Below are 23247 nucleotides of genomic sequence, written 5' to 3' on the forward strand. Positions count from 1 at the left end.
TATAACACATTAATCAAACTTCATATGTTAAATGATGATTTTGTCAATTACCTTTACCATTTATACATAAAACAAAACAGCTAGCAAATGAGTAGAGCAAATAAAAACAACATAATTGTTTGACTGAGAACTATCTTTTTATAAGAATAGCAATAACAATGAGAAAGAATTTTAGCGAAATTCAGTCGAATTAAACTGAATTCTTATTTCATAACATCGATAAATATAATGTGTTTTTATACAAAAAAGGTAAACAGATAAATTTTTTTATTTACTACAAAACGTAGTTATAAAAATTAATGGCTAATTTTTATCATGTCTAGTTCAAATTTTTCAAATATTATTTGTTATTTATGCTATATTTCTCTTGACAATAGTGTTAAAAATTCAATATAATCTTAATTGAATAAAGTTATCTTATTTAGATTTTTAACTCTACGTAATTGAAGATTTCATAGTTTTATAGAGACAGAGATTATGAGATAAAAGAATAGGATTTTTCATAACCATGTTTCGTCAACCTCACAAACTATTAATTATTTCAGCTGCTATGTTAGTAAGAAGAATTATAGATTTTTGAGCTATAGAATCTAGTCTAGTATCTACATTAATATCTAAATTAGTCTAAATTTATTCTAAATTAAGGTTAATTTTAATAAAAAGATTCGTAGAACAAATTGAGTATATTTTAATTTTTAATTGGTGGCGATTTTAGTTTTTTTTGCTATCGCTATCTTAATTGGATAAGAAATTAAGAAACGTGATAAAAGTGTCATGTTATTAATAAATTCATGAATTAAAAAATAATTATTCAAAGACTTAGAAAAAAATCTATACTGCCTATTTATAAGATAATTTGCATGTGCACAAATTAGATCAATTCAGTTAAATAGCTATCAGTTTAGTCTGCTAATTGTTAATGACTTAAAACGAAAACAGAAGATGGAGACCAATGTAAAAGTATGCTCTTTATTAAAGATATTAAAACTATTCACACCTGTTACCAACTATACTTACAAAAGAGAATTTCAATTAATGGTTGGATAAAAAATTGTCGATTCCAAAAAAATTTTTTTTTTATTGATTTAAATGATGGAACTTTTGTAGAAAATTTACAAGTCATTTGCAAGGAAAATGTAAATACCAATTTTAGTCAAATAAAAGCAGATTTAAAAATTGGTGCATCTTTAAAGATAGAAGGGGATTTTGTTAAAACCTTAAATAAAAAAACACCTTTCGAATTAGTGGTATCTAAAATTACAGTATTAGGTAAAAGTTCTCTACAGTACCCAATTCAACCTAAAAAACATTCTAAATCTTTTTTGCGTAAAGTTGCTCACTTAAGGTTAAGAACAAACCTTTTCGGAGTTATTTTTCGAATTAGAAATACAGTCACATGCGCCATTCATGATTTTTTTCAAAAAGAAGGGTTTATTAACATTCACACTCCTATCTTAACAGCAAATGATGGGGAAGGAACAGGAGCGTTATTTCAAGTAACCACTTTAAACTTAGATCAAATAGCTAAAAATAAAAATGAAAAAATAAACTATAAACAAGATTTTTTCGGTAAACCCACTTTTTTAACCGTAACAGGCCAATTAGAAGCGGAAGCTTTTGCTACTGCTTTTAATAAAGTTTATACTTTTTCCCCTACTTTTAGAGCAGAAAAATCAAATACACAACGTCATATATCGGAATTTTGGATGATAGAACCTGAGATGGCTTTTTGCGATCTAAAACAAAATATAAAGCTAGCTCAAAAAATGATTAAATATATCATTCATTTTTGTTTAAAATCTAATTTTAAAGATTTTGAATTTCTAGATAACAATATAACAACAGGATTAATCAAGAGATTAGAATCTGTTGTTGACTTGAAAGAATTTCCCCAAATAAAATATAGAGAAGCTATTGACATTTTAACTAAAAATCAAAATTCTTTCAAACAAAAACCATTTTATGGAGATGATTTGTCTACAGAACATGAAAAATATTTAACAGATGTAATCTTTAAAAAACCTGTTTTTGTCATAGATTGGCCAAAGAAAATAAAAGCTTTTTATATGAAAAACAATCCAGACAACGAGACTGTAGCTGCTATGGATCTATTAGTGCCTGGAATAGGTGAATTAATTGGGGGGTCTCAAAGAGAAGATCAATTAGAAGTGTTAAAAAACAAAATCCAAGAATTCAAAATTCCACTCAATAACTTAGAATGGTACTTAGATTTAAGGCGTTTTGGTAGCTGTGTACATTCTGGCTTCGGATTAGGATTAGAAAGATTATTATTATACTTGACAGGGTTGGAAAATATTAGAGATGTAATTGCTTTTCCCAGAAATTATCGTGACATTTCTTTTTAAAAAAAATCATAAAATAAAAAAAGGATAAAAAATTATGGGAATCAGAATGAATAATGTTTCTAAAATATTCATCAACAAAAAAAACAAAAAAAAAACTTATGCAGTTCAAAATATCAACTTGGATATAAAAAAAGGGAATTTAGTAAGTCTTTTGGGCCCTTCAGGTTGTGGGAAATCAACTATTCTTTACATGATTGCAGGCCTTTTAGAAGCAACTGAAGGAGAAATTTTCTTTGAAAATCAAAATGTAACTAATCTTCCACCGGAAAAAAGAGGAGTAGGACTAGTTTTTCAAAATTATTCTCTGTACCCTCATATGACAGTTCAACAAAACATTATGTTTCCTTTACAAAATCTCAAAATACCCCCAGAACAAATACAAAAAGAAGTTAAGAAAATAGCTAACTTAACTTCTATTCAAGAATATTTAGATAAAACACCTTCAGAACTTTCAGGCGGGCAACAACAAAGAGTTGCTATCGCTAGAGCCTTAATTAAAAAACCTAAAGTATTACTCTTAGATGAACCTTTGTCCAATTTAGACGTGCAATTACGTATCAAAATGAGAGATGAAATAAGAAAAATACAAATAAAAACTAATGTTACTGCCATTCTAGTTACACATGACCAAGAGGAAGCAATGTATATGAGCGACAAGATTTATGTAATGAATAAAGGCATGATACAACAAACAAATACTTCGCAAGAAATATATAATAACCCTGCAAATTTATTTGTTGCATCCTTTTTAGGTGTTCCCCATATTTCTGTGTTTAACGGGGTAATTAATCAAGGTAAAATAAAAATAGGAGAAACGTTAATTTTTAAACATGAAAAATTCAAGAAGGAAATTAATAAAAAAGTACACATAGCTATCAGACCAGAAGGATATGATTTGGATGATAATGGAATTTTAGAGATAGAAGGGATAGCGCTCGAGAGTTTAGGGAGAGAGATGGTTTTATTAGCTAAAAAAGACGAATCTATACACAAAAATTTTCAAATTATTATTCCGACTTATAAACGGAAAGATTTAAACTTGTCTCATATAAATAAACAAAAATTCCGTTTTAATATTCAAGAAAAAAAATTTTTTGTTTTTGATAAAATTAACGGTAATAGGATTTTTTAAATGTTAACAATAAAAGGCGACAGAAACCAAAAACATTGGTATTATTTACTTCCATCTTTAGTGATTTTAACTGTCTTTACTTTTTATCCTTTATTTAAAACTATAATCATTTCTTTCAATGCTAATTATGACAAATTTAATGATTATTTTAGTATAAGCATATACGACATATTTAGTTTTAAAAACTATGTAAGAGTGTTAAATGATTTTGATTTTCTTTTTGCTTTGAAAACCACTTTATTGCTAGTTTTAAATTGCGTCCCTATATCGCTTACTTTATCTTTAATAATAGCTTTGGCTTTAAACAGTGTTTACAATCATTTTCTAAAAGACATTTTTAAAACATTTTTTTTGTTACCTTTATTATCAAATACTATAATTATGAGCATGATTTTTGGATCTTTTTTTTATTATAATGCCGGAATATCTTCTCATAAACCAGAAGGTTTGTTTAACAGTTTTTTGAGCATATTTGGTATCAAACCACAAGCATGGATTAATATTTCCGCCCCATATTCTCATAAAATATTTGTTTTAGTTTTCTATAATGTTTGGGCTAGATTACCTTTCAAAATTTTTGTATTTCTTCTAGCTTTACAAGATATCGACAAATCATACTATGATGCAGCCAAAATAGATGGCGCTTCTAAATGGCGTATTTTTACAAAAATTGTTCTGCCTTTATTATCACCTGTTATTTTTTACCAATTAATTATCGAAATGTTAATGGTCATAAAAGAATACGAATCTGTTATTGGAGTATTTGGTAAAGATGCTAATTTCAGAATACAAACAGTAGTTAGTTATATTTATAATCAATTATCCAGTTCAAATTACAATTCCTATTCTAAAGGAGCAGCAGCAGCGATGATATTATTGTTTATTTCTATTTTATTTACTGTTATCAGTTTTTATATTTCCAAAAAAGAAAATAAATTAATGAAAGTAATTTTTTAAGTAATAAAGATGAATAAGAAAGTAATTTATTTGAAAAAATTAATCAAAAAATACAAAACAATTACAAAAGCCATGATACAAAGAATTAATTTCTTTTGTATCATTAAATATTTATTCTTATTCTTAGTCTTAATATTTTTAACTTCTCCTTTTTATGTAATGATAGTAACATCTTTAAAAAATGAAAATGATATAATCCAAAATAATGCGTTAAGTTTACCAAAATCAGGTTGGAAATTCGAAAACTATAAAAGTGTATTCATTATTGAAAATTTCGAATTTATAACGTATTTTTTGAATACTTTTACGATGGTTTTTTTTTCCACTTTATTAGGCAGTTTATGCTGTATTTTAACTGCTTTTGCTTTAAGTTTTTTTAAATTCCCGTTAAAAAAAACAATATTAATGATTTTATTTATAGGCATGTCCATTACTAGCGAGACTTTAATATTAACAAATTTTCGGACTGTCTCCAATTTAGGACTAGTAGATAACGGAAATGGTTCTCAAATTCCTTTTGGAGTTAACTTAGCTATGACATTACCTTATTTAATAAATATAGTTCATGTTTTCTTATTAATTCAAGCTTTTCAACGTGTACCTAAAGAATTATATTACACCGCAAAAGTTGATGGTACTACCGATTGGAAATATCTTTGGAAAATATTATTTCCAATCACTAAAGCTTCTATTATTGTTGTATCTATTTTTAGAACAATAGCTGCTTGGAATGCTTATACTTGGCCTGAGCTAGTAGGCGCAAAAGTACTTACCAATATGATCAGAAAAACATTCGATATTGAAACAAGTATTGACATATTAAATATACAAATGGCAATTTCTGTTTTAATAAACTTACCGTTATTAATAATGTTTATTATGTTTAGAAAATACATCATATCTGGAGAGAATAGACATGGCATTAAAGGTTAATTTTATCAAAAAATTAAAAAATTCTAATATTTTCAAAGTTTCTTTATTCTTTCTAACTATATTTGCATTTATTATTGTTTCTAACATATTAAATACACCCCAGGATAACACTTTTTTTCAAAAAGAATATGATAGTTTACGTAATTTTGTTAAAAACCAATTTAACAATAAGGTTAAACAATTAGAATATTTTACAAGAAAAAAAGATGTAACCCAAATTATTCTTTGGCACAACTTATACCCGCAAGAACAGATAATTGTCAAAAATATTATTGAAGATTTTGAAAAAACATATCCTGGTATCCAAATTAAAGATGTTCATAAATCACATTGGGGACAAATTTGTAAAAGCGTCGCTAATTCTTTACCTATGAATAAACAACCCCATTTAACATTTTCTTATAATGACCATGTAGAATTTTATTCTAAATCTCATAAAGTTATTCCTTTAGATATTTTTATCGATGAAGATCAAGAATTCCAACAACTAGATCAACAACAATTTTTCCCAGGTTATTATGAAAAAATAAAATTAGAAAATGAATATGATCAAAAAGAACATCATTACAGCTTACCTTTTGCTAAATCAACAGAAGTTATGTTCTATGATAGTGATTTTCTAAAAGAACATAGAAAAATATTAAATCAAAATTTCTTAGATAAACATAGCAGTGATTTCAAAGATAATAGTAAAAATATTATTGATGTAAATGGGATTATAGACTTAGTATCTCTAAAAGAATACCTAACTTGGAATCACATGGAAACATTATGCGAAACTATTAAAACAATTAAAAAACAAAAAGATTTTGTCCCTATAACAATAGAAAGTACAGCTAATTTATTTATCATAGCTAACGAACAAAAAACAATGTCATATCCCGATAATGTTGAAAAAGCAAGAGATTTTTTTCATAATGAAGAAGCTAAAAAAACAATGAAATATTTTAAGGAAAAATTCTACGAAAAAGGTTTTTTAACTACTAGTAAATTAATAGGAGAACCTAGCATAAAAGAAATATTTTTACAAAGAAAAAGTTGTATGTTTATTACATCCACAAGAAGATTAGATTTGATGCACAAGAAAAAATCAAATTTTAATATAGAGATGACACCAATACCTACTATGAATTCAAAAAATTACAAAAACATTATACAAGGCCCAAATATTAATTTATTCTACTCTCCTCATAGAGATGAAATATTAGCTTCTTGGCTCTTCTTAAAAAAACTCGTTTCCAAAGATACATACATTGAACTTTTAGAAAAAAAAGGTAGTTTTACTATAACAAGAAAAGATGTTAAAGAACACTTCGACCAAACAAATGATATACAAAAAACAATCAACAAAATTAAAGACAAAATCAAAGAAATAGATAATCTTAAAAACGAAGAAAGTGACACAATAAGAAAAACGCTAGAAAGAGAATTGAATAAATACAAATCAATAGAATTTGCTCGCACTCATACTTATGATAATAACAAAGAGGGAGTTTATTTCACTTCTCCAGTATTTCTCGATTCCAATTTTTTCAGAATAGTATTAGAAGGACTATTTAACGAGGTATTAGCTTTTAATACAGACGGAGTAAATATAGACTCGAAGATAGAATTATTATTTAATGAAGCTTACAAAAGGATTATTACACATTAACTACATAAAATAAACTAAATTTATTGGAATCAACATAATTATTTCAATTCAAAAAAGGAGAAAAAAATGATAGCAAAGACCCATTTTATTAAACAACAAATTAATAGTTTTAAAACTATCATTATACACGGTCACAAAAGACCTGACGGCGATTGTTATGGTTCGCAATTAGGATTAAAAGATATTATTGAAAAAAATTTTAAAGATAAAAAAGTTTATGTTATAGGTGAAACTAACGATAAACTATCTTTTTTAGGCAAAATGGATGAAGTAAAAGATGAAATCTATCATAATGCCTTAGCCATTGTCGTAGATTGTGGAAATGTTAATGTTATTAGTGATCCTAGATATAAACTAGCTAAAATGATCATTAGAATAGATCATCATTTATTTTATGAAAATTATGGTCATTACGAATGGGTAGATGATTCTTTTTCTTCTTGTTCGGAAATGATTTATTATTTTAAAGAACAAAACAATTTAGAAATAAGTGCCAAAGGTGCTTTGCCTATTTACGTCGGAATGGTCACAGATACAGGTAATTTTCGTTTTGATAGAGTCAATCAAAATACTTTAAAAATTGCATCTCATTTACTAAATTATGGGATTAATCCTTTTGAAATTGATAAAAAAATTAGCTCTCAAAACCTAAATATTTTAAGATTTAAAAGCTATATATTAAGTAATTTTAAAGCCGAGAAGGGATTAATTTATATTCAAATTAACCAAGAAATAATGATAAATTTTAATTTAACATTCGAAGATGTTAGCAGTTTAGTTAACATTTTTCATAACATAGAAAATTATCCCGTTTGGTTATTTATTATAGAACATTCTATGAAAAACCATTGGAAAATAAGCATACGTTCTATAGGACCGCAAATTAATCATATAGCCGCTAAATTCCAAGGAGGAGGTCATTTTAGAGCTTGCGGCGTTTACGTAACATCACAAAAAGAAATCGACGAAATAATAAAATTATTACAACTTTCAGTTAATAATTATATGATAAATAGGTCGTAATCATAATGGATAAAAAATATTTAAAAAAAATGTTAGAACAAAATACTATTGCTGCTATTTCAACTCCTTTAGGGACAGGAGGAATAAGTGTTATCAGAATTAGTGGTAGTAAAGCTATTTCTAGCATAGATAAAATTTTTAAAAGCAGAAGCAAAAAAAATATTCGTTTAATAGAAGTATCCTCCCATACTATTCACCATGGTTTTATTTTAGATCATCAGCAAAGTATTTTGGATGAAGTCTTAATTTCTGTTTTTAAAAAACCAGAATCCTTCACAGGAGAAGATACTATAGAAATTCATGGTCATGGTGGCCTTTTAATAACTCAAATGGTATTAGAAAGAGTTTTATCTTTAGAGGATATTAGACTAGCAGAACCGGGAGAATTTACAAAAAAAGCTTTCTTAAACAAAAAAATAGATTTAGCGCAAGCTGAATCTATTATGGATTTAATTAAAGCTCAAAATGAAAGTGCTATTAAATTAGCTCATTCAGGATTACAAAAAAGAAACTCTCGATTGATAAACAACTTAAATCAAAAAATTTTAAACTTAATAGGAGCTATCGAAGTTAACATCGATTACCCTGAATATGAAGATATTAAAGTTGTAACTAATCAAATTCTTATTCCACAATTAAGTACTTTAACTGATCAAATCAAGGAAATTTTAAATTATTCTATTCAAGCACGTTTTATAAAAGAAGGAATTAAAACTTTAATTATCGGAAAACCTAATGTTGGTAAATCTAGTTTATTAAATGCGATGTTAGATGAAAAAAGAGCTATTGTTTCAGACATAGCTGGGACAACTCGCGATTTTTTAGATGCATACACAAATATTAATGGAATTAATTTACACTTAATTGACACTGCAGGCATTAGAGAAACTAAAGATCCTTTAGAGGAAATAAGTATTTCAGTTTCTCGGAATTTTTTAAAAAAAGCAGAATTAATTCTGCTGTTATTAGATCAAAGTATGCCTCTGGATAAAGAAGATCAAAAATTATTGATATTAACTAAAAATTATCCTAGAATTCTAGTTGGAAGCAAATCAGATTTACCTACTAAAATAAATATTAAAGATTTGAAAGAAGAAATCATTTTAGTTTCTAATATTACAAAAAAAGGAATAGGATTATTGAAAAGCAAAATTTTGAAAATTTTTCAACTAAATGAAATTCAAAATAAAGATTTTAATTATTTTTCTAATGCTAGACATATACAACAAATAAAAAAAGCTTTAAAAGCCTTAGAAAATGTGAAAAAAGATATAAACCAAAAATTTCCCATAGATATTCATGTGATTAACTTAAAAGAAGCTTATGAAGCTTTAGGAGAAATTATAGGTAATAACGTAAAAGAAGATTTAGTAAATGAATTATTTTCTAAATTTTGTCTAGGAAAATAAGAATATGGTCAAACATAAGAATACTATCACTTAACAATAACTCATATAGTAAAAAAATCAAATGTCTCTAAATTTTACTATTTTATTTTAATTTTATGATAAAATCTTAAAAATCATGTTATATATTAATGCAAAAAACAAAGTTAATATATAATTATTTAAGGATAATAGTGAAATATGGTTTCGTAGCAGAGAAAACAAGAATAGGAATAAAAATAATAAATATATTATGATTGAAATTCAATTTGGTACAAATCTAAATAAACAAGTTTTTCCAACAAATATTACCCCTCAAGAAATTATTCAACAAAAAAATTTTAAATTGAAAAACATTCCGATAGCTGCTTACTTTAATAAAAAACTAATCGAATTAAACAGACATTTAACTAAAAATGGTATTTTAAAAATTATTACTATAGACCATCCAAAAAGTATTGAAATTTTAAATCATAGTATAATGCATTTAATGACACAAGCAATTATACAAATGTATCCCAGTGCCCTTTTAGTAATCGGAAAAACCCTTAGAGAGGGATTTTACTATGATATTGACTTTCAAGATAAAGTTTTTTCAGTAAATGATTTGCCTAAAATAGAACAACAAATGCATCAAATGGCTGAAATAAATTTAGAAACATTTTGCGTAGAGACTGATGCTAAAAATGCTTATCAACTATTTAATAACAACCCTTACAAAAAAATCATATTAAAAAACATACACAGTTCTATAATAAATATCTACAAAAGAGGAGATTTTTGTGATCTTTGTTCAGAAATACACCTCATAAATACAAAAATTATGAAATATTTTAAACTTCTTAAAATATCTGGTTCATATTTTCAAGGTAATGCAAACCAAAAAGTTTTGACACGTATATACGGGATTGCCTTTTTCAACCAAATAGATTTAGATTCTTACTTAAACTTATTACAGGAAAGAAAAATAAGTGATCATAAGTATATCAACAAAGAACAAAATTTTTTCATGTTATCATCACAAATAGGTTCAGGCTTGCCTTTTTGGTTACCTAAAGGAGCTACTATTCGACGTATTATTGAAAGATATATTGTTGATAAAGAAATAGCACATAATTATCAACATGTTTATACTCCTATTTTAGCTAATAAAAAATTGTATGAAAATTCAGGTCATTTAGAACTTTATAAAGATAATATGTTTCCTATAATGAAATTATCTGCAGAAGAAGAACTCGTTTTACGTCCTATGAATTGTCCTCATCACATGATGATATTTCAAAATAAAATACATAGTTATAAAGAATTACCAATTAAAATTGCTGAACTCGGCATGATGCATCGTTATGAACATTCTGGAACTGTGTCAGGTCTACAAAGAGTAAGAGAAATGACTTTAAATGATGCTCACATCTTTATCGCCGAACAACAAATAAAAGAAGAATTCACCAAAATAATAAATTTAATCAAAGAGGTTTATGAGGATTTTAACATTAAAGATTATTCATTTAATTTAAGCACTAGAGATCCCAATAATAAAGAAAAATATTTTAATGACAATGATATGTGGCAAAGATCTGAAACCATCTTGAGAAAAATATTAGATAATCTAAATATTAAATACCAAGAAAAAATTGGAGATGCAGCTTTTTATGGTCCTAAATTAGATGTTCAAATATTAACCGCTTTGGGGCACGAAGAAACCTTATCTACCGTTCAATTAGACTTTTTATTACCTAAAAAATTTAACTTAACTTATATTGACCAAAATAATCAGAGAAAAAACCCAGTCATTATTCACAGAGCTATCATTTCAACCATAGAAAGATTTATAGCTCATTTAATAGAAAAAAATAAAGGTATTTTCCCGTTATGGTTAGCACCAATACAAGTTATTCTAATACCAATTAACAATAATTTACATCTGGAACACACTAAAAAAATCAGAGATCTACTGCTAAAAGCAAATTTGAGAACAGAAATAAACGATAAAGAACATACTTTAAATTATAAAATAAGAGAAACACAAAAAGCTAAAATTCCTTTTCAAATAGTTATTGGAGAAAAAGAAATTCAAACAGAAATATTAATTTGTAGACAATATGGTAATAATCAAAAACAAAAACTTTCTGTTCATCAACTGATCCAAATGTTAAATGAAATTATTCAAAATAAAAAATAAAAAACGGCTCTACTTTTTTTAACAAAAACTAAAAATCAATTATCACCGTATTAATCAACAAAATATATTGATAAAATTATTTAAATTAAGTATAATTAGCCGTGTATTTGCATTTGGCAATTAAAAATTTTCAAAAAATACACGGTGTTCAAAAAAAAGCCAAATTAAATAATATAAATAAACGTTAAAAAGAGAATTTATATTTCTTTATAAAAACCAAAGGGAGGAAAATTATTTATGAAAATCAAACCATTAAATGATTACGTTGTTTTAATTCCAAAAGAAAAAGATAATAAAATAGAAGATAGTCCTATTTACACGAGCACTGAAAAACAAAAACAAGAATCTGTAGGTGTTATATTAGATTGTGGTCCTAGCATAAAAAGCCTAAAAAAAAACGACACAGTAGTTTATAAAAACTATTCTGGTAATAAGATTAATTTAGATGAACAAGAATATCTTATTATTAAAGAAGAAGATATCATAGCTTTATTAGAAAATAATTAAAAATTATTACAATATATCAAACAATTAGAAAAAGGAGAGCAACAAAATATGGCTAAAAAAATTCTGTTTAGTGAAAATGCTAGAACAAAAATTTTACAAGGAGTTAACGCTTTAGCTGACACAGTTAAAATTACATTAGGACCCAAGGGGCACAATGTCATTCTAGAAAAAAAATACGATACTCCTTTAATTATTAATGATGGAGTTTCTATTGCAAAAGAAATTGAATTAAGTGACCCTTTTCAAAATATGGGAGCAAAATTAGTATGTGAAGTAGCAACTAAAACCAACGATAATGCCGGAGATGGAACTACAACAGCTATTGTTTTAGCACAAAATATGATCAAAAATAGTTTTGAATCTATGAATTCCGGTTCTAAAGGTGTTTTTTTAAAAATAGGTATTCTAAAAGCTGCTGAGGAAGTTGCCAAAAAACTCTTAGAAAAAACCAAATCAGTAACGACACAAGAAGAAATTGAACATGTAGCTACTATTTCTTCAGGAAGTTCAGAAATAGGAGCCATCGTAGCATCAGCAATAGAAAAAGTTGGTAAAACAGGTATTGTCAATGTAGATGAATCTAAAAGTTTTGAAACTACATTAGAAGTGGTAGAAGGAATGCAATTTGATAAAGGTTATATTTCTCATTATTTTGCCACTAACAATACTAATATGTCAGCAGAACTAGAGCAAGCTGTTGTTTTAATAACAGATCATAAAATTACTAATCTGCAAGAAATACGTCATTTATTAGAACTCATAGTTAAAGAAGGAATGCCTTTGCTTATAATTGCTGAGTCTTTAGATAACGAAGTAGTAAGCGCTTTAATCCTTAATAAAATAAACGGGATTTTTAAAGTAGTTGCAGTTGAAGCACCAGGATTCGGTGATAATCAAAAAGAATTGCTCCAAGATATAGCTATTTTAACTCAAGCTACTTTCATTTCCAAAGACTTAGGTATGAAGCTTAAAAACATTGATAAACAACATTTAGGTAAAGTAAATAAAGCTATAATTAGGAAAGATAGTACAATTTTAGTAAATAACAACAAAACAAAACAATTAGAAGAAAGAATTAAAGAAATTCAAAATCAAATTGCTACAACTACTAATAAATATGATTTAAAAAATTTAAACACAAGATTAGCTAAATTATCTGCTGGAGTAGGTGTCATTAAGGTAGGTGCTGCAACAGAAACTGAATTAAAAGAAAAAAAACTAAGAATTGAAGATGCTTTAAATGCTACTAAATCAGCTATTGATAAAGGAATTGTGCCTGGCGGTGGAAAAGCTTTTGTAGAAATTTATCAAGAATTACAAAAAACTCTAGTAGATCTTAACAACAATGATATACAAAAAGGGTTTAATATTGTTTTAGAAAGTTTATTAGCTCCGACAGGACAAATCGCAAAAAATTCAGGATTTGATAGCGCTACCATTATAAAAAAACAACTACAACAAGCTAAAAATTTCGGTTTTGATGCTAAAAAAGGTATATTTGTTGATTTATTAAAAGATGGTATTATAGATCCTACTGCAGTTTCAGTACAAGCTATTTTAAATGCAGCTTCAATTGCAGCTATTATAGCAACAACAGGAGCAGCAGTTGTTTCAATTCCTGAAAAAAATAATACTCCTCATATAGAAACAGATAATAACGCGTTATAATACCAAAATAAACATTAATAAGTTTAGTTAATTAACTAAAACAAAAAACTTTACTAAATATTTTAGTAAAGTTTTTTTTATTAACAAACTAATAAATGATAAAATTTTAGTGATAAATAAAAATAAATCATTTACTTTTTAAACAATTTACTATGCCAAATACAAAATAAAAAATATATTATTTTTAGATATCTTTTTTTCTATTTTAAAGAAAGTTTATAAAATTTGCATGAAACTAGTTTTTCAATATATTTTTCAATACAAAAAAATGATTTTATTAAATATTTTATCAGTATTACTAATAGCTTGTGGCGAAATTGGTATCCCTTCTTTAATAGGAAAATATATTATTGATAATCCACCCACAAGTCAAAATTTTATAATCATTGTTATGAGCTTGATTATTTTAGTTATATGTGCTATTTGTGGTAATTTAATTATTAATTTTTGTTCAGCAAAAACATCTTCTTTGATTTTTGAAGATTTAAGTAATGATTTATTTCATAAGATACAAACTTTTTCAATTATAGAAATGAAAAAAATAGGAGTTCCTGCTCTTATTAATCGTAGTATTTTTGATATTAATCAGATTGTTAATTTTGTTTCTGCCTTATATAGAGCAGCTATTGTAGCTCCTATCATGTTAACTATCAGTTTAATTTTCATATGCAAAACTTATATTTCTTTTACTTATAGTATCTGTGCTGTAATACCTTGTCTAGTTATTGTATTAATTTTCATTATTAAAAAAAATTATGTATTATCTCAACAAAAACAAAAAATTTTAGAAGAGATAAATTCCAAAATTAGAGAAAATTTAACAGGTATTAAAATTATTAAAACTTTAAACACTTCTTCATACGAAGAAACTAAATTTGCTACAATTAATTCTAATTATACAACTCTCATTATTAAATTGTTTAATTCAATGCTTTCTATTGAACCTTTTTTTTATCTTTTATTGAATATATCTATAATAATTACAACTGGTTTAGGAGCATATGTTTTGAAAAAAGGCAACGGATATGATTTACAATTAGGAGGGCTGTATAATTGTATTAATTTACAATACCATATATTATTTTCTATTTTAAATTTTTTGTTATTGTTTATGGTATTCCCAAAAACTTTAGTTGCTTCTAGAAAAATAGAATCCTTGCTGAAAATCGAACCTATAATTAAAAATAACCCACAAAATATAGTTTTATCTAATCAAATTGTTAGTTTAGAATTTAAAAATGTAACTTTCCAATATCCTCAAACTTCTACCCCAATTTTAAAAAACATTAATTTGCGAGCTAATGTTTCAGAATTAATTGCTTTTGTAGGATCAACTGGTTCTGGTAAAAGTACTTTAGTTAATTTAATACCTCGTTTAATAGACCCCACGAAGGGGTGTGTCCTCATAAATAATATTGACATTAAAAATTATGAACTAAAATCACTAAGAAAGAAAATTGGTTTAGTTTCGCAAAAAAATATCTTATTTCAAGGAACTATTTTTAGCAATTTATTGTTTGGACATGAACATGCAGACGAAAAACAAATGTTGCAAAAGGCTCAAATGGCTCAATCCTATGACTTTATAACTAAAAGTAAAAACCAATTACAAGAATCAGTAAGTGAATTTGGCGCAAACTTTTCTGGTGGGCAAAAACAAAGACTTTCCATAACGAAAACTTTTTTAAAACAACCAGATATTTATATCTTCGATGATTCTTTTTCTGCTTTAGATTATCAAACAGACTTAGCTATTAGACAAAATTTTGATAGTTTTAAACAAAATGCTATTATTATTGTAGTAGCTCAAAGATTAAACTCTATTTTAGATGCTGACAAAATTATTGTATTAGAACATGGTCAAATTGTTGATATGGGTAAACACGAACAATTAATGAAGAGATGCCAAACTTATCAAAATATTGCATTTTCGCAAAAAGTAAAAGAGGTTTTAGCATGAAAGAAATATTTCACTATTTAAAACCTTTTAAAACAAAAATAATTATAAGTATTATTTTAATTTTTTTCGTTTCAGCCATAAACTCTTTTCTTATTATTTTTGAAGGTAAATTCATTATTGATTTTATCAAACAAAATTACATTAATACTGAGAAAAGCATGGAAATATATATGAAATATATTGCTTATTTACTTAGCATTAACTTTTTACTATACTTCTTATGCACTATCGCAAAATGCATTTACAACAAATTATTAATCATTACCATTCATGAATCAATTAAAAACATCCGAACTCAACTACATCGTAAAATTCATAAGTTAACTATTGCATATTTTGATAAAAATAACATAGGAAATATAATGAGTATAATCACTAATGATTTAGACATGGTGGCCAATGGATTACAACAATCCTGTGTTTCTTTAATTTCTTCTTGTTTTAAAATTTTAATGATAATTATCGTCATGTTTTGGGTTAATTTACGTTTAGGAATAGTAGTTTGTTTAATGATACCTTCTACTCTCGGTGTCATCTGGATTATTAACAAAAAATCACGTAATATTTTTATCCAAAGATTCGAAGTTACAGGAGAATATGTCGGTTTTTTACAAGAAAAATATACAGGACATAAAGAAATTATTTTATATAATCAACAAGAAAAAACCATTGACAATTTTAAGCAGATAAATAAAAAACTCTCTGAAATCATCTTTAAGTCTAATTTAATATCAGGGTTAGTAATGCCTATCATAAATAGTTTTACTTATATTATAATAACAATTATCATTGTAATTGGCTATTTTTTAATGAGGGATCCTCTAAAAAACCCATTGCCTTATATATTAATCAAACTGGGATTCACCACTATCCAACTAGGAGTTTTTCAATCATTTATTCAATATACTTGGCGTTTAGGAAATCCTATAAACGATTTAAGTCAAATTTTTATTGTTTTGCAATCATCTGCTGGTGCTGCTCGTAGAATTTTTAATTTTCTATCCGAAAAAGAAGAAAAAGATATAGAAAACCCTATAGCTTTAACGAAAACAGAAGGGCATATAGAATTTTATAATGTTTGTTTCCAATACTCAAATAACAAACCTGTTATTCAAAATATGAATTTTACTGTTAGAAAAAACCAAACAGTAGCTATTGTAGGTCCAACAGGGTCTGGAAAAACTACTTTAATTAATTTGCTAGTAAGATTTTATGATGTAGACTCAGGAGCTATAAACGTTGATGGAATAAATATACAAACAATTAAAAAAGAAAATTTAAGAAACATTATAGGAATAGTTTTACAAGATTCATGGCTTTTTAAAGGGACTATTTTAGAAAATATTCAATATGGCAACTTACAAGCAAATAAAGAACAAATTATTAAAGCTGCTAAACAAGCTCATGTTCATGATTTTATCATGAACAAAAAAAATGGCTATGATACTATTATTAATGAAGAAACAGACAATATTTCACAAGGGGAAAAACAACTTATTGCTATAGCTCGTACCTTCCTGAGAAATCCAACTATTTTAATTTTAGATGAAGCAACTTCTACTATAGACACTAGAATTGAAATTATTTTTCAAAAATCCATGCAAAAACTGTTAAGTCAAAAGACATCTTTTATTATTGCTCATCGCTTGTCTACTATTATTAATGCTGATATAATCTTAGTTTTAAAAAACGGTTTTATCCTTGAAAAAGGCAATCACATAGAACTTTTAAAACAAAAAGGTTTTTATTATCAACTCTATCAAAGTCAATTCAAAAAATAAAAATAATAAACAACCATAATTAGAATAATAAAAAAAATCCAAATCTAGTTATATTATTGCAATAAAAATTTTTTATTTAAGGAGATTCACATTAATTATATAAAGACAAAAACTATTAAAAATATAAACTCCTTTATTTTAATTTTTATAAATAAATTTTAACATGGGCAAAAGAAGCAAAAGAATTAGCAAAATAAATAAACATTCTTTTTATAAAAAATACTATTATTGATAACAAGCGACAAAAGAAAAAAAATAATAAATTAATAGAAAAATCTTGAAGGATGAAATAGATATTTATTCAATCACATTAGAAAAATTATCCATAATTATTCAATCAATTTTAAAATAGATACAAAATATTTGTTTTTTTCATGTACATGAGCTATAATATTAATTGGATAGTTATATTGATTTTTGTCATACCATACAATAATTATTTTAAGTGTGATAAGAGTTTATAATTATTTCTAATTCAATAAAAATTTATAAAATAAAAATAAAAATGAAAATTAAAAGTTAAAATTTAAGTAATTTTTTACACTAATAAAAAATATAAATTAACATAATTAAAAATGCATAACGAAAAAGAGGAATTTAAATAACTGCATTTGATAAACAAATCACATTTTAATAAAAAGATTATCGGATTGGTTATTTTTGTCGTTACTATTTTGGCAGTTGTGTTTTTAGTTATTTGTGGTGATACAACAGAGTTGTTAGAAGAAACCAATTCATCAGATGAACCAGTAATTGAACAAATTGATGAAAATTTATCAGAAAATCCTCTATTAACCATAACAGAAGAAACTAATGATATTCAAGATGCTTCTAAAACAACAACACAAGATAAAGTGCGCAAGTTCGGGCATTTAATTTAGGGGAAGAATGGTACCCCTGACATTGTAGGATAGTATGTCAAGTCATTGGATTAACCTGAGAATGAAAATTCAATAAGGGAAAATAGCATATCCAAAAAGCATAAGTGCAAGACGAAGTTAAAAAAAGCATGAAATTAGCTTATAATTAAAGATAATAAGTGTTAATAATATACTTTATATACAGACCAGAAGCGTTAATTATATTCCCTTTATCGTATAATTAAACTATCTTAAAACTTCCTGTCTTTATGAAATTAGCAAAAATGAAATATATACATAATGAAAAAAAGAATAATTATTATTAATCGATATCCATGCAACATTTAACATTTACCAAAAATTAAATAGCTACCTTGGATAAGCTTTCTATAAAAAGTTTTTAATTCAATTTAACTAAATTTATTAATATGATATTCCATCATCTCAATATTTAAAAAACTATAGATTACAAAATCTTGAATATTTATAATGCTTACAGAGCTTTTATAGTACTCGTAGAAGTCATGACCTACCAAGGAGAAGGTAATACCTTTAATCACAAGGGGAAGAAAAGCAGAGAGAAAAAATAAATATTTAAATTTGATTTTTTCTAACTAAATAAAAAAGTGATGAATTTTATTGAAGTGAACTCGGAAAGCCGTATGCATAGGAATATGCCTGTGCGGTTTGGGCGAGGGGTTTATCATACATTTTTTAATCTTTATAAAAATTATAAAAAGTTAAAAATATGATATTTCTATTCGCATGATCAAAGTAAAAAAAGTGTTGAAAACCCAAATATAGAAAACAGAAATATAGGTGATGAAATAATTAAGGAAATGTATTCTTCAGAATTATTTCAAAAAGCTAAAGATAAAATTTCCCATATAGGAGAGAATTTATTAGATAAAGTGTTGGATCCTAAAATGATTTCACGTACAAAAACATCAAATACACCAAATCTAAACAAAGAACAACAATATTCTTCTTCAACACCAAGAACAGTAACCAACCCAAATAGCCGAATAACAACTAGTCCTAATCAAAAAAAACAATTCAGAAATTAAAAAAAGTAGCCAAATAATCAAAAATAATTAACAATATCTTTCTTGACTTAATATTTTTAATTTTATTCTTTTATACAAAATAAGCAAATTATTTTTAGTTTGTTTATTTTTTTTATTATTAATTATCTTTTGATTTTTAATTGCTTTATATGCACAAATCTGTTCAAATTTTAAATGATTCTGATTCGAAAAGAAGACCAAAATGTATTTGTTATTTCTTATTTGGATTCATCAAACAAAATTTTGTACTAACAAATTTTAAATATTTTTTTAATAATTATTTTATAATGTTATTTTAAGAAATTAAAAAAACAATTAGTAAATTAATTTAAATAAAAAAAACATTAAAAATATAATTAAAAAAATGGAAGGCAAAAGCTATTAAAATGTCAGGAACATTAATAAATAAATGGTTCCTTGCTTTGTTTCTTTTTTTTCCTTTAATTCTAACAATTATAGGATTTTTTTATTATTTTCTTTTTCATTATCAACGCAAAATTAAAGAAAAACTACACACAACAGATCAAGATATTAAAAATAAAATATTGCAATCTCAAATAATAGCTCAAAAAATAATATCAGAATCTAAAAAAGAAATTTATTTATTAAAAAAAGAAGTAGAAAATGATTTAAACCAAAGAAGAAAAATAATTGTAAATTTAGAGGAAAAAATAATTCATAAAGAAGAATTATTAAATTCCCGCACAAAATATTTAAATGATAAAGAGGAATTATTATATTTTAAAGAACAAAAAATTAATAATCACAAAGAAAATATAGAACAACTTCAAAGCAAGATTCAAACCATAATTAATCAACAACAAAAAAAATTAGAAGAAATTGCATCTTTAACTAAACAACAAGCTAAAAACATTATTATGGAAGAAACTAAAAAAGATACTACACAAGAGATTATGTACTACATCAAAACAAAAGAAGAAGAATGTAAATTCAAAGTAAAAAAACAAGCTAATACATTGTTAGTATCAACTATGCAACAACTATCACGTAAAATATCTTCTGAACATAATATGGATATAATTTATTTAGAAAACAATGATCTTAAAGGTAGAATAATAGGTAAAGAAGGAAGAAATATTAAAACTTTCGAAGTAATAACAGGAGTAGATTTAATTGTAGACGATGTACCTAATACAGTAATATTAAGTTCTTTTGACCCTATAAGAAGAGAAATTGCTAAGAGAACTTTAGACCATCTAATATCAGATGGGCGTATAACACCAACAAGCATTGAAAACACTTTCGCAAAAATGAATAGTGAAATAGATAATTTTATTCAAGAAATTGGCGAAGAGGCAATTTTAGAAACTAAAATTGGTTTTATAAATGAAGAATTAATCAAATTATTAGGGAAACTTAATTTTCGTACTAGTTATGGTCAAAATATTCTAAAACATTCTTTAGAAGTAGCATTTTTAGCGGGCAAATTAGCTGCTGAAATAGGTGAAAATGAAATACTCGCAAGAAGAGCCGGACTCTTACATGATATTGGTAAAGCTTTAGATTATCAAATAGAAGGCAGCCATGTCAAAATAGGCTTTGATCTTGCTATTAAATACAAAGAACCAAAAGAAGTGATAGACGCAATTGCTTCGCATCATGAAGATCAAGAACCAAGCACTATCATTGCAGTTTTAGTAGCTATTGCTGATTCAATCAGTTCTTCCAGACCCGGAGCTCGCAATGAATCGATAGAAAATTACATACAAAGAATAAACCAATTAGAAGAAATAGCAAATAATATTGTAGGAGTTGATAAATCTTACGCCATCAGATCTGGCAGAGAAATTCGAGTAATCGTTAAACCAGAAAAAATTGATGATTTATCCATTTTTATAATAGCTCAACAAATTAAAGACAAAATTACCAACCATATTAAATATAATGGTAGTATTAAAATCACTGTTATAAGAGAAGTTAGAGCCACAGAAATATTTGAAGTTAATAGCTAAATTATCACAATCTTATAACGATACTTAAAATCTCCAACAAAAGGAGAAAAAGAAATACTATGAACATTCTTTTTATCGGCGATATTTGCGGACAATTAGGTATTAATTATTTAATAGAAAAGATAAAATTTCTAAAGCAATTATATAACATAAATATAGTTATTGCCAACGCTGAAAACGCAGCTCATGGCCAAGGAATGGATTTTAACAGTTTTTATAATTTAAAAATTTCAGGCGTTAACGTAATGACAATGGGAAATCATACTTGGAAAAACAATGCGTTAGAATATTTTATTAATCAAACAGATATTATTAGACCATTAAATGATGATAGTAAATATATTGGCCACGGTTATAAAATTATCAAGTGTCAAAATAAAAAAATTTTAATTATGAATGCTTTAGGAAGAGTTTTTATGGATAATCATTTTTTATCTTGCCCCTTTAAAAAAGTAGAAAATATTTTAAATCTTTGCAGAAATCAATATAATTATTCTTTATTAGATTTTCACGCTCAAGCTACTAGTGAAAAAATAGCTTTAGCTCATTATTTTGATGGTAAAATAGATGCAATTGTAGGAACTCATACTCATGTTCAAACAAATGATGATAGAATTCTACCAAACAAAACTCTCTATATTTCAGATGTAGGTATGACAGGAGCATTAAACGAAGTAATTGGACAAGATAAAAATATTATTATTCATAATTTTTTACATGATAAAAAAAAAGTAAAACCAGTAATTACCAAGGGCAAAAGACAATTAAATGGCGTAATTTTAACTTTAGGTGAAACAAAAAAAATTGTCAAAATAAATTATAATGAATAAGATTTAGTAATAAATTTTATTCAAATTATGTTAAGATAAAGAATACATTTTAGTTTAATCGTTTATTAGAAAAATTAAAAATTGTGAAAAAAATTATAGTTATTACAGGACCAACTGCATCAGGCAAAACTGATCTTGCACTCAAATTAGCCAATATTTTTAAAGGTGAAATTATTAATGCTGATTCAGTACAAATTTATAAAGAATTCAATATTGGTTCATCAAAAGTTGCAATTCAGGAAACTCAAATACTACATCATCTAATAGATATAGTAACACCTGAATCTGATTACAATATTTATCATTACCAAAAAGATGTAAGAAAAATCATTCAAAGGATTAGCATACCTTTTTTAGTAGGAGGAAGTGGTTTATATATTAAAGCAGCTCTTTTTAACTATGAATTAGAAGAAACAGCAAATAATAAAATAGTATTGAACAATGATAAAAATGATAAAGCTACTCTAGAAATGTTAAACGAAATCAAAAAAAAAGACCCTAACTTGATTTTGGACGAACACAATCCTCATCGCATCGTTAGTGCTTATAAACAATTAAACCAAAAAAAACTAAGATCGCAAAAAAAAGGGAAAAACTTACCTCTTTTTAACATACTAACGATTTATTTAGATATTGAAAAAACAATATTAAAACAAAGGATTATAATAAGATTAGAAAATATGTTAAAAAAGGGATTAATCAAAGAAGTGCAAAATATTCAGAAAAATTATCCTAGAGCTAATTTAAATATTATCGGATACAGAGAAATTAAAAATTTTCTAGATCAAAAAATAACTTTACAAAAAGCAAAAGAACTGATTATTAAAAATACCTTACAATATGCCAAAAGACAAAAAACATGGTTTCAAAATCAAATGAAATCTCTTATTATGGTAGATGCTGTGTGTAAAAATTTAGAAGAAGAAACAACCAACATAATTGGAAATTTTTTAAAACAAAAGGATTAAA

17 protein-coding genes are annotated in these 23247 nt (G+C 25.7%); all 17 read left to right on the forward strand.

The features are described from left to right. Positions 1–962 precede the first annotated feature (962 nt). The 17 genes from asnS (at position 963) to miaA (ending at position 23246) form a co-directional block, all read left to right on the forward strand. Positions 963–2366: an asparagine--tRNA ligase gene (asnS, locus tag OC680_RS00975; RefSeq protein WP_304515260.1), complete on the forward strand. Its 1404-nt coding sequence runs from the start codon at positions 963–965 to the stop codon at positions 2364–2366. Between the two features lie 34 nt (positions 2367–2400). Further along, positions 2401–3498, forward strand: coding sequence for an ABC transporter ATP-binding protein (locus tag OC680_RS00980; protein ID WP_304515261.1), 1098 nt, complete (start codon positions 2401–2403; stop codon positions 3496–3498). After that, the gene (locus OC680_RS00985) at positions 3499–4455 is read left to right on the forward strand and encodes a carbohydrate ABC transporter permease (protein WP_304515262.1); all 957 of its coding nucleotides are present in this window, start codon (positions 3499–3501) and stop codon (positions 4453–4455) included. A gap of 9 nt (positions 4456–4464) precedes the next feature. Beyond that, positions 4465–5388, forward strand: a complete 924-nt coding sequence (locus OC680_RS00990) for a carbohydrate ABC transporter permease (protein WP_304515263.1) — start codon at positions 4465–4467, stop codon at positions 5386–5388. Continuing rightward, positions 5372–7042, forward strand: coding sequence for an ABC transporter substrate-binding protein (locus OC680_RS00995; RefSeq protein WP_304515264.1), 1671 nt, complete (start codon positions 5372–5374; stop codon positions 7040–7042). The genes OC680_RS00990 and OC680_RS00995 overlap by 17 nt, the downstream gene beginning before the upstream one ends. Positions 7043–7108: 66 nt before the next feature. After that, positions 7109–8065: a DHH family phosphoesterase gene (locus OC680_RS01000; protein ID WP_304515265.1), complete on the forward strand. Its 957-nt coding sequence runs from the start codon at positions 7109–7111 to the stop codon at positions 8063–8065. Between the two features lie 29 nt (positions 8066–8094). Further along, complete coding sequence (mnmE, locus tag OC680_RS01005; RefSeq protein WP_304515293.1) at positions 8095–9474, forward strand: tRNA uridine-5-carboxymethylaminomethyl(34) synthesis GTPase MnmE; 1380 nt, start codon at positions 8095–8097, stop codon at positions 9472–9474. A gap of 229 nt (positions 9475–9703) precedes the next feature. Beyond that, on the forward strand, positions 9704–11632 hold the full coding sequence (gene thrS / locus OC680_RS01010) for a threonine--tRNA ligase (protein WP_304515266.1): 1929 nt from the start codon (positions 9704–9706) through the stop codon (positions 11630–11632). Between the two features lie 237 nt (positions 11633–11869). After that, positions 11870–12139 (forward strand): co-chaperone GroES, encoded by a 270-nt coding sequence (locus OC680_RS01015; RefSeq protein ID WP_304515267.1) that lies wholly within the window; start codon positions 11870–11872, stop codon positions 12137–12139. A 48-nt stretch (positions 12140–12187) separates the two neighbouring features. Continuing rightward, positions 12188–13807, forward strand: a complete 1620-nt coding sequence (gene groL, locus OC680_RS01020) for a chaperonin GroEL (protein ID WP_304515268.1) — start codon at positions 12188–12190, stop codon at positions 13805–13807. Positions 13808–14036: 229 nt separating this feature from the next. Then, a complete protein-coding gene (locus tag OC680_RS01025) occupies positions 14037–15767 on the forward strand; it encodes an ABC transporter ATP-binding protein (protein ID WP_304515269.1) in 1731 nt (576 codons plus the stop codon). Next, entirely contained in the window at positions 15764–17548 is a 1785-nt protein-coding gene (locus tag OC680_RS01030) for an ABC transporter ATP-binding protein (protein WP_304515270.1), read from the forward strand. The genes OC680_RS01025 and OC680_RS01030 overlap by 4 nt, the downstream gene beginning before the upstream one ends. 650 nt (positions 17549–18198) lie before the next feature. Further along, entirely contained in the window at positions 18199–18429 is a 231-nt protein-coding gene (locus tag OC680_RS01035) for a hypothetical protein (RefSeq protein ID WP_304515271.1), read from the forward strand. An 818-nt stretch (positions 18430–19247) separates the two neighbouring features. Next, positions 19248–19475: a hypothetical protein gene (locus OC680_RS01040; protein WP_304515272.1), complete on the forward strand. Its 228-nt coding sequence runs from the start codon at positions 19248–19250 to the stop codon at positions 19473–19475. Between the two features lie 386 nt (positions 19476–19861). Next, complete coding sequence (gene rny / locus OC680_RS01045) at positions 19862–21448, forward strand: ribonuclease Y (protein WP_304515273.1); 1587 nt, start codon at positions 19862–19864, stop codon at positions 21446–21448. A gap of 59 nt (positions 21449–21507) precedes the next feature. Beyond that, positions 21508–22278, forward strand: coding sequence for a TIGR00282 family metallophosphoesterase (locus OC680_RS01050; RefSeq protein ID WP_304515274.1), 771 nt, complete (start codon positions 21508–21510; stop codon positions 22276–22278). Between the two features lie 83 nt (positions 22279–22361). Next, the gene (miaA, locus tag OC680_RS01055; protein ID WP_304515275.1) at positions 22362–23246 is read left to right on the forward strand and encodes a tRNA (adenosine(37)-N6)-dimethylallyltransferase MiaA; all 885 of its coding nucleotides are present in this window, start codon (positions 22362–22364) and stop codon (positions 23244–23246) included. Position 23247: the final 1 nt, after the last annotated feature.

This window comes from Candidatus Phytoplasma melaleucae, from assembly GCF_030588185.1.
In the GTDB taxonomy this organism is placed as follows: domain Bacteria; phylum Bacillota_I; class Bacilli_A; order Acholeplasmatales; family Acholeplasmataceae; genus Phytoplasma; species Phytoplasma melaleucae.

What these genes read in the sequence shown, in the direction of transcription:
- asnS (WP_304515260.1), top strand. Translation starts at nt 963, where the DNA reads ATGCTCTTTATTAAAGATATTAAAACTATTCACACCTGTTACCAACTA.
- OC680_RS00980 (WP_304515261.1), top strand. Translation starts at nt 2,401, where the DNA reads ATGGGAATCAGAATGAATAATGTTTCTAAAATATTCATCAACAAAAAA.
- OC680_RS00985 (WP_304515262.1), top strand. Translation starts at nt 3,499, where the DNA reads ATGTTAACAATAAAAGGCGACAGAAACCAAAAACATTGGTATTATTTA.
- OC680_RS00990 (WP_304515263.1), top strand. Translation starts at nt 4,465, where the DNA reads ATGAATAAGAAAGTAATTTATTTGAAAAAATTAATCAAAAAATACAAA.
- OC680_RS00995 (WP_304515264.1), top strand. Translation starts at nt 5,372, where the DNA reads ATGGCATTAAAGGTTAATTTTATCAAAAAATTAAAAAATTCTAATATT.
- OC680_RS01000 (WP_304515265.1), top strand. Translation starts at nt 7,109, where the DNA reads ATGATAGCAAAGACCCATTTTATTAAACAACAAATTAATAGTTTTAAA.
- mnmE (WP_304515293.1), top strand. Translation starts at nt 8,095, where the DNA reads ATGTTAGAACAAAATACTATTGCTGCTATTTCAACTCCTTTAGGGACA.
- thrS (WP_304515266.1), top strand. Translation starts at nt 9,704, where the DNA reads ATGATTGAAATTCAATTTGGTACAAATCTAAATAAACAAGTTTTTCCA.
- OC680_RS01015 (WP_304515267.1), top strand. Translation starts at nt 11,870, where the DNA reads ATGAAAATCAAACCATTAAATGATTACGTTGTTTTAATTCCAAAAGAA.
- groL (WP_304515268.1), top strand. Translation starts at nt 12,188, where the DNA reads ATGGCTAAAAAAATTCTGTTTAGTGAAAATGCTAGAACAAAAATTTTA.
- OC680_RS01025 (WP_304515269.1), top strand. Translation starts at nt 14,037, where the DNA reads ATGAAACTAGTTTTTCAATATATTTTTCAATACAAAAAAATGATTTTA.
- OC680_RS01030 (WP_304515270.1), top strand. Translation starts at nt 15,764, where the DNA reads ATGAAAGAAATATTTCACTATTTAAAACCTTTTAAAACAAAAATAATT.
- OC680_RS01040 (WP_304515272.1), top strand. Translation starts at nt 19,248, where the DNA reads ATGTATTCTTCAGAATTATTTCAAAAAGCTAAAGATAAAATTTCCCAT.
- rny (WP_304515273.1), top strand. Translation starts at nt 19,862, where the DNA reads ATGTCAGGAACATTAATAAATAAATGGTTCCTTGCTTTGTTTCTTTTT.
- OC680_RS01050 (WP_304515274.1), top strand. Translation starts at nt 21,508, where the DNA reads ATGAACATTCTTTTTATCGGCGATATTTGCGGACAATTAGGTATTAAT.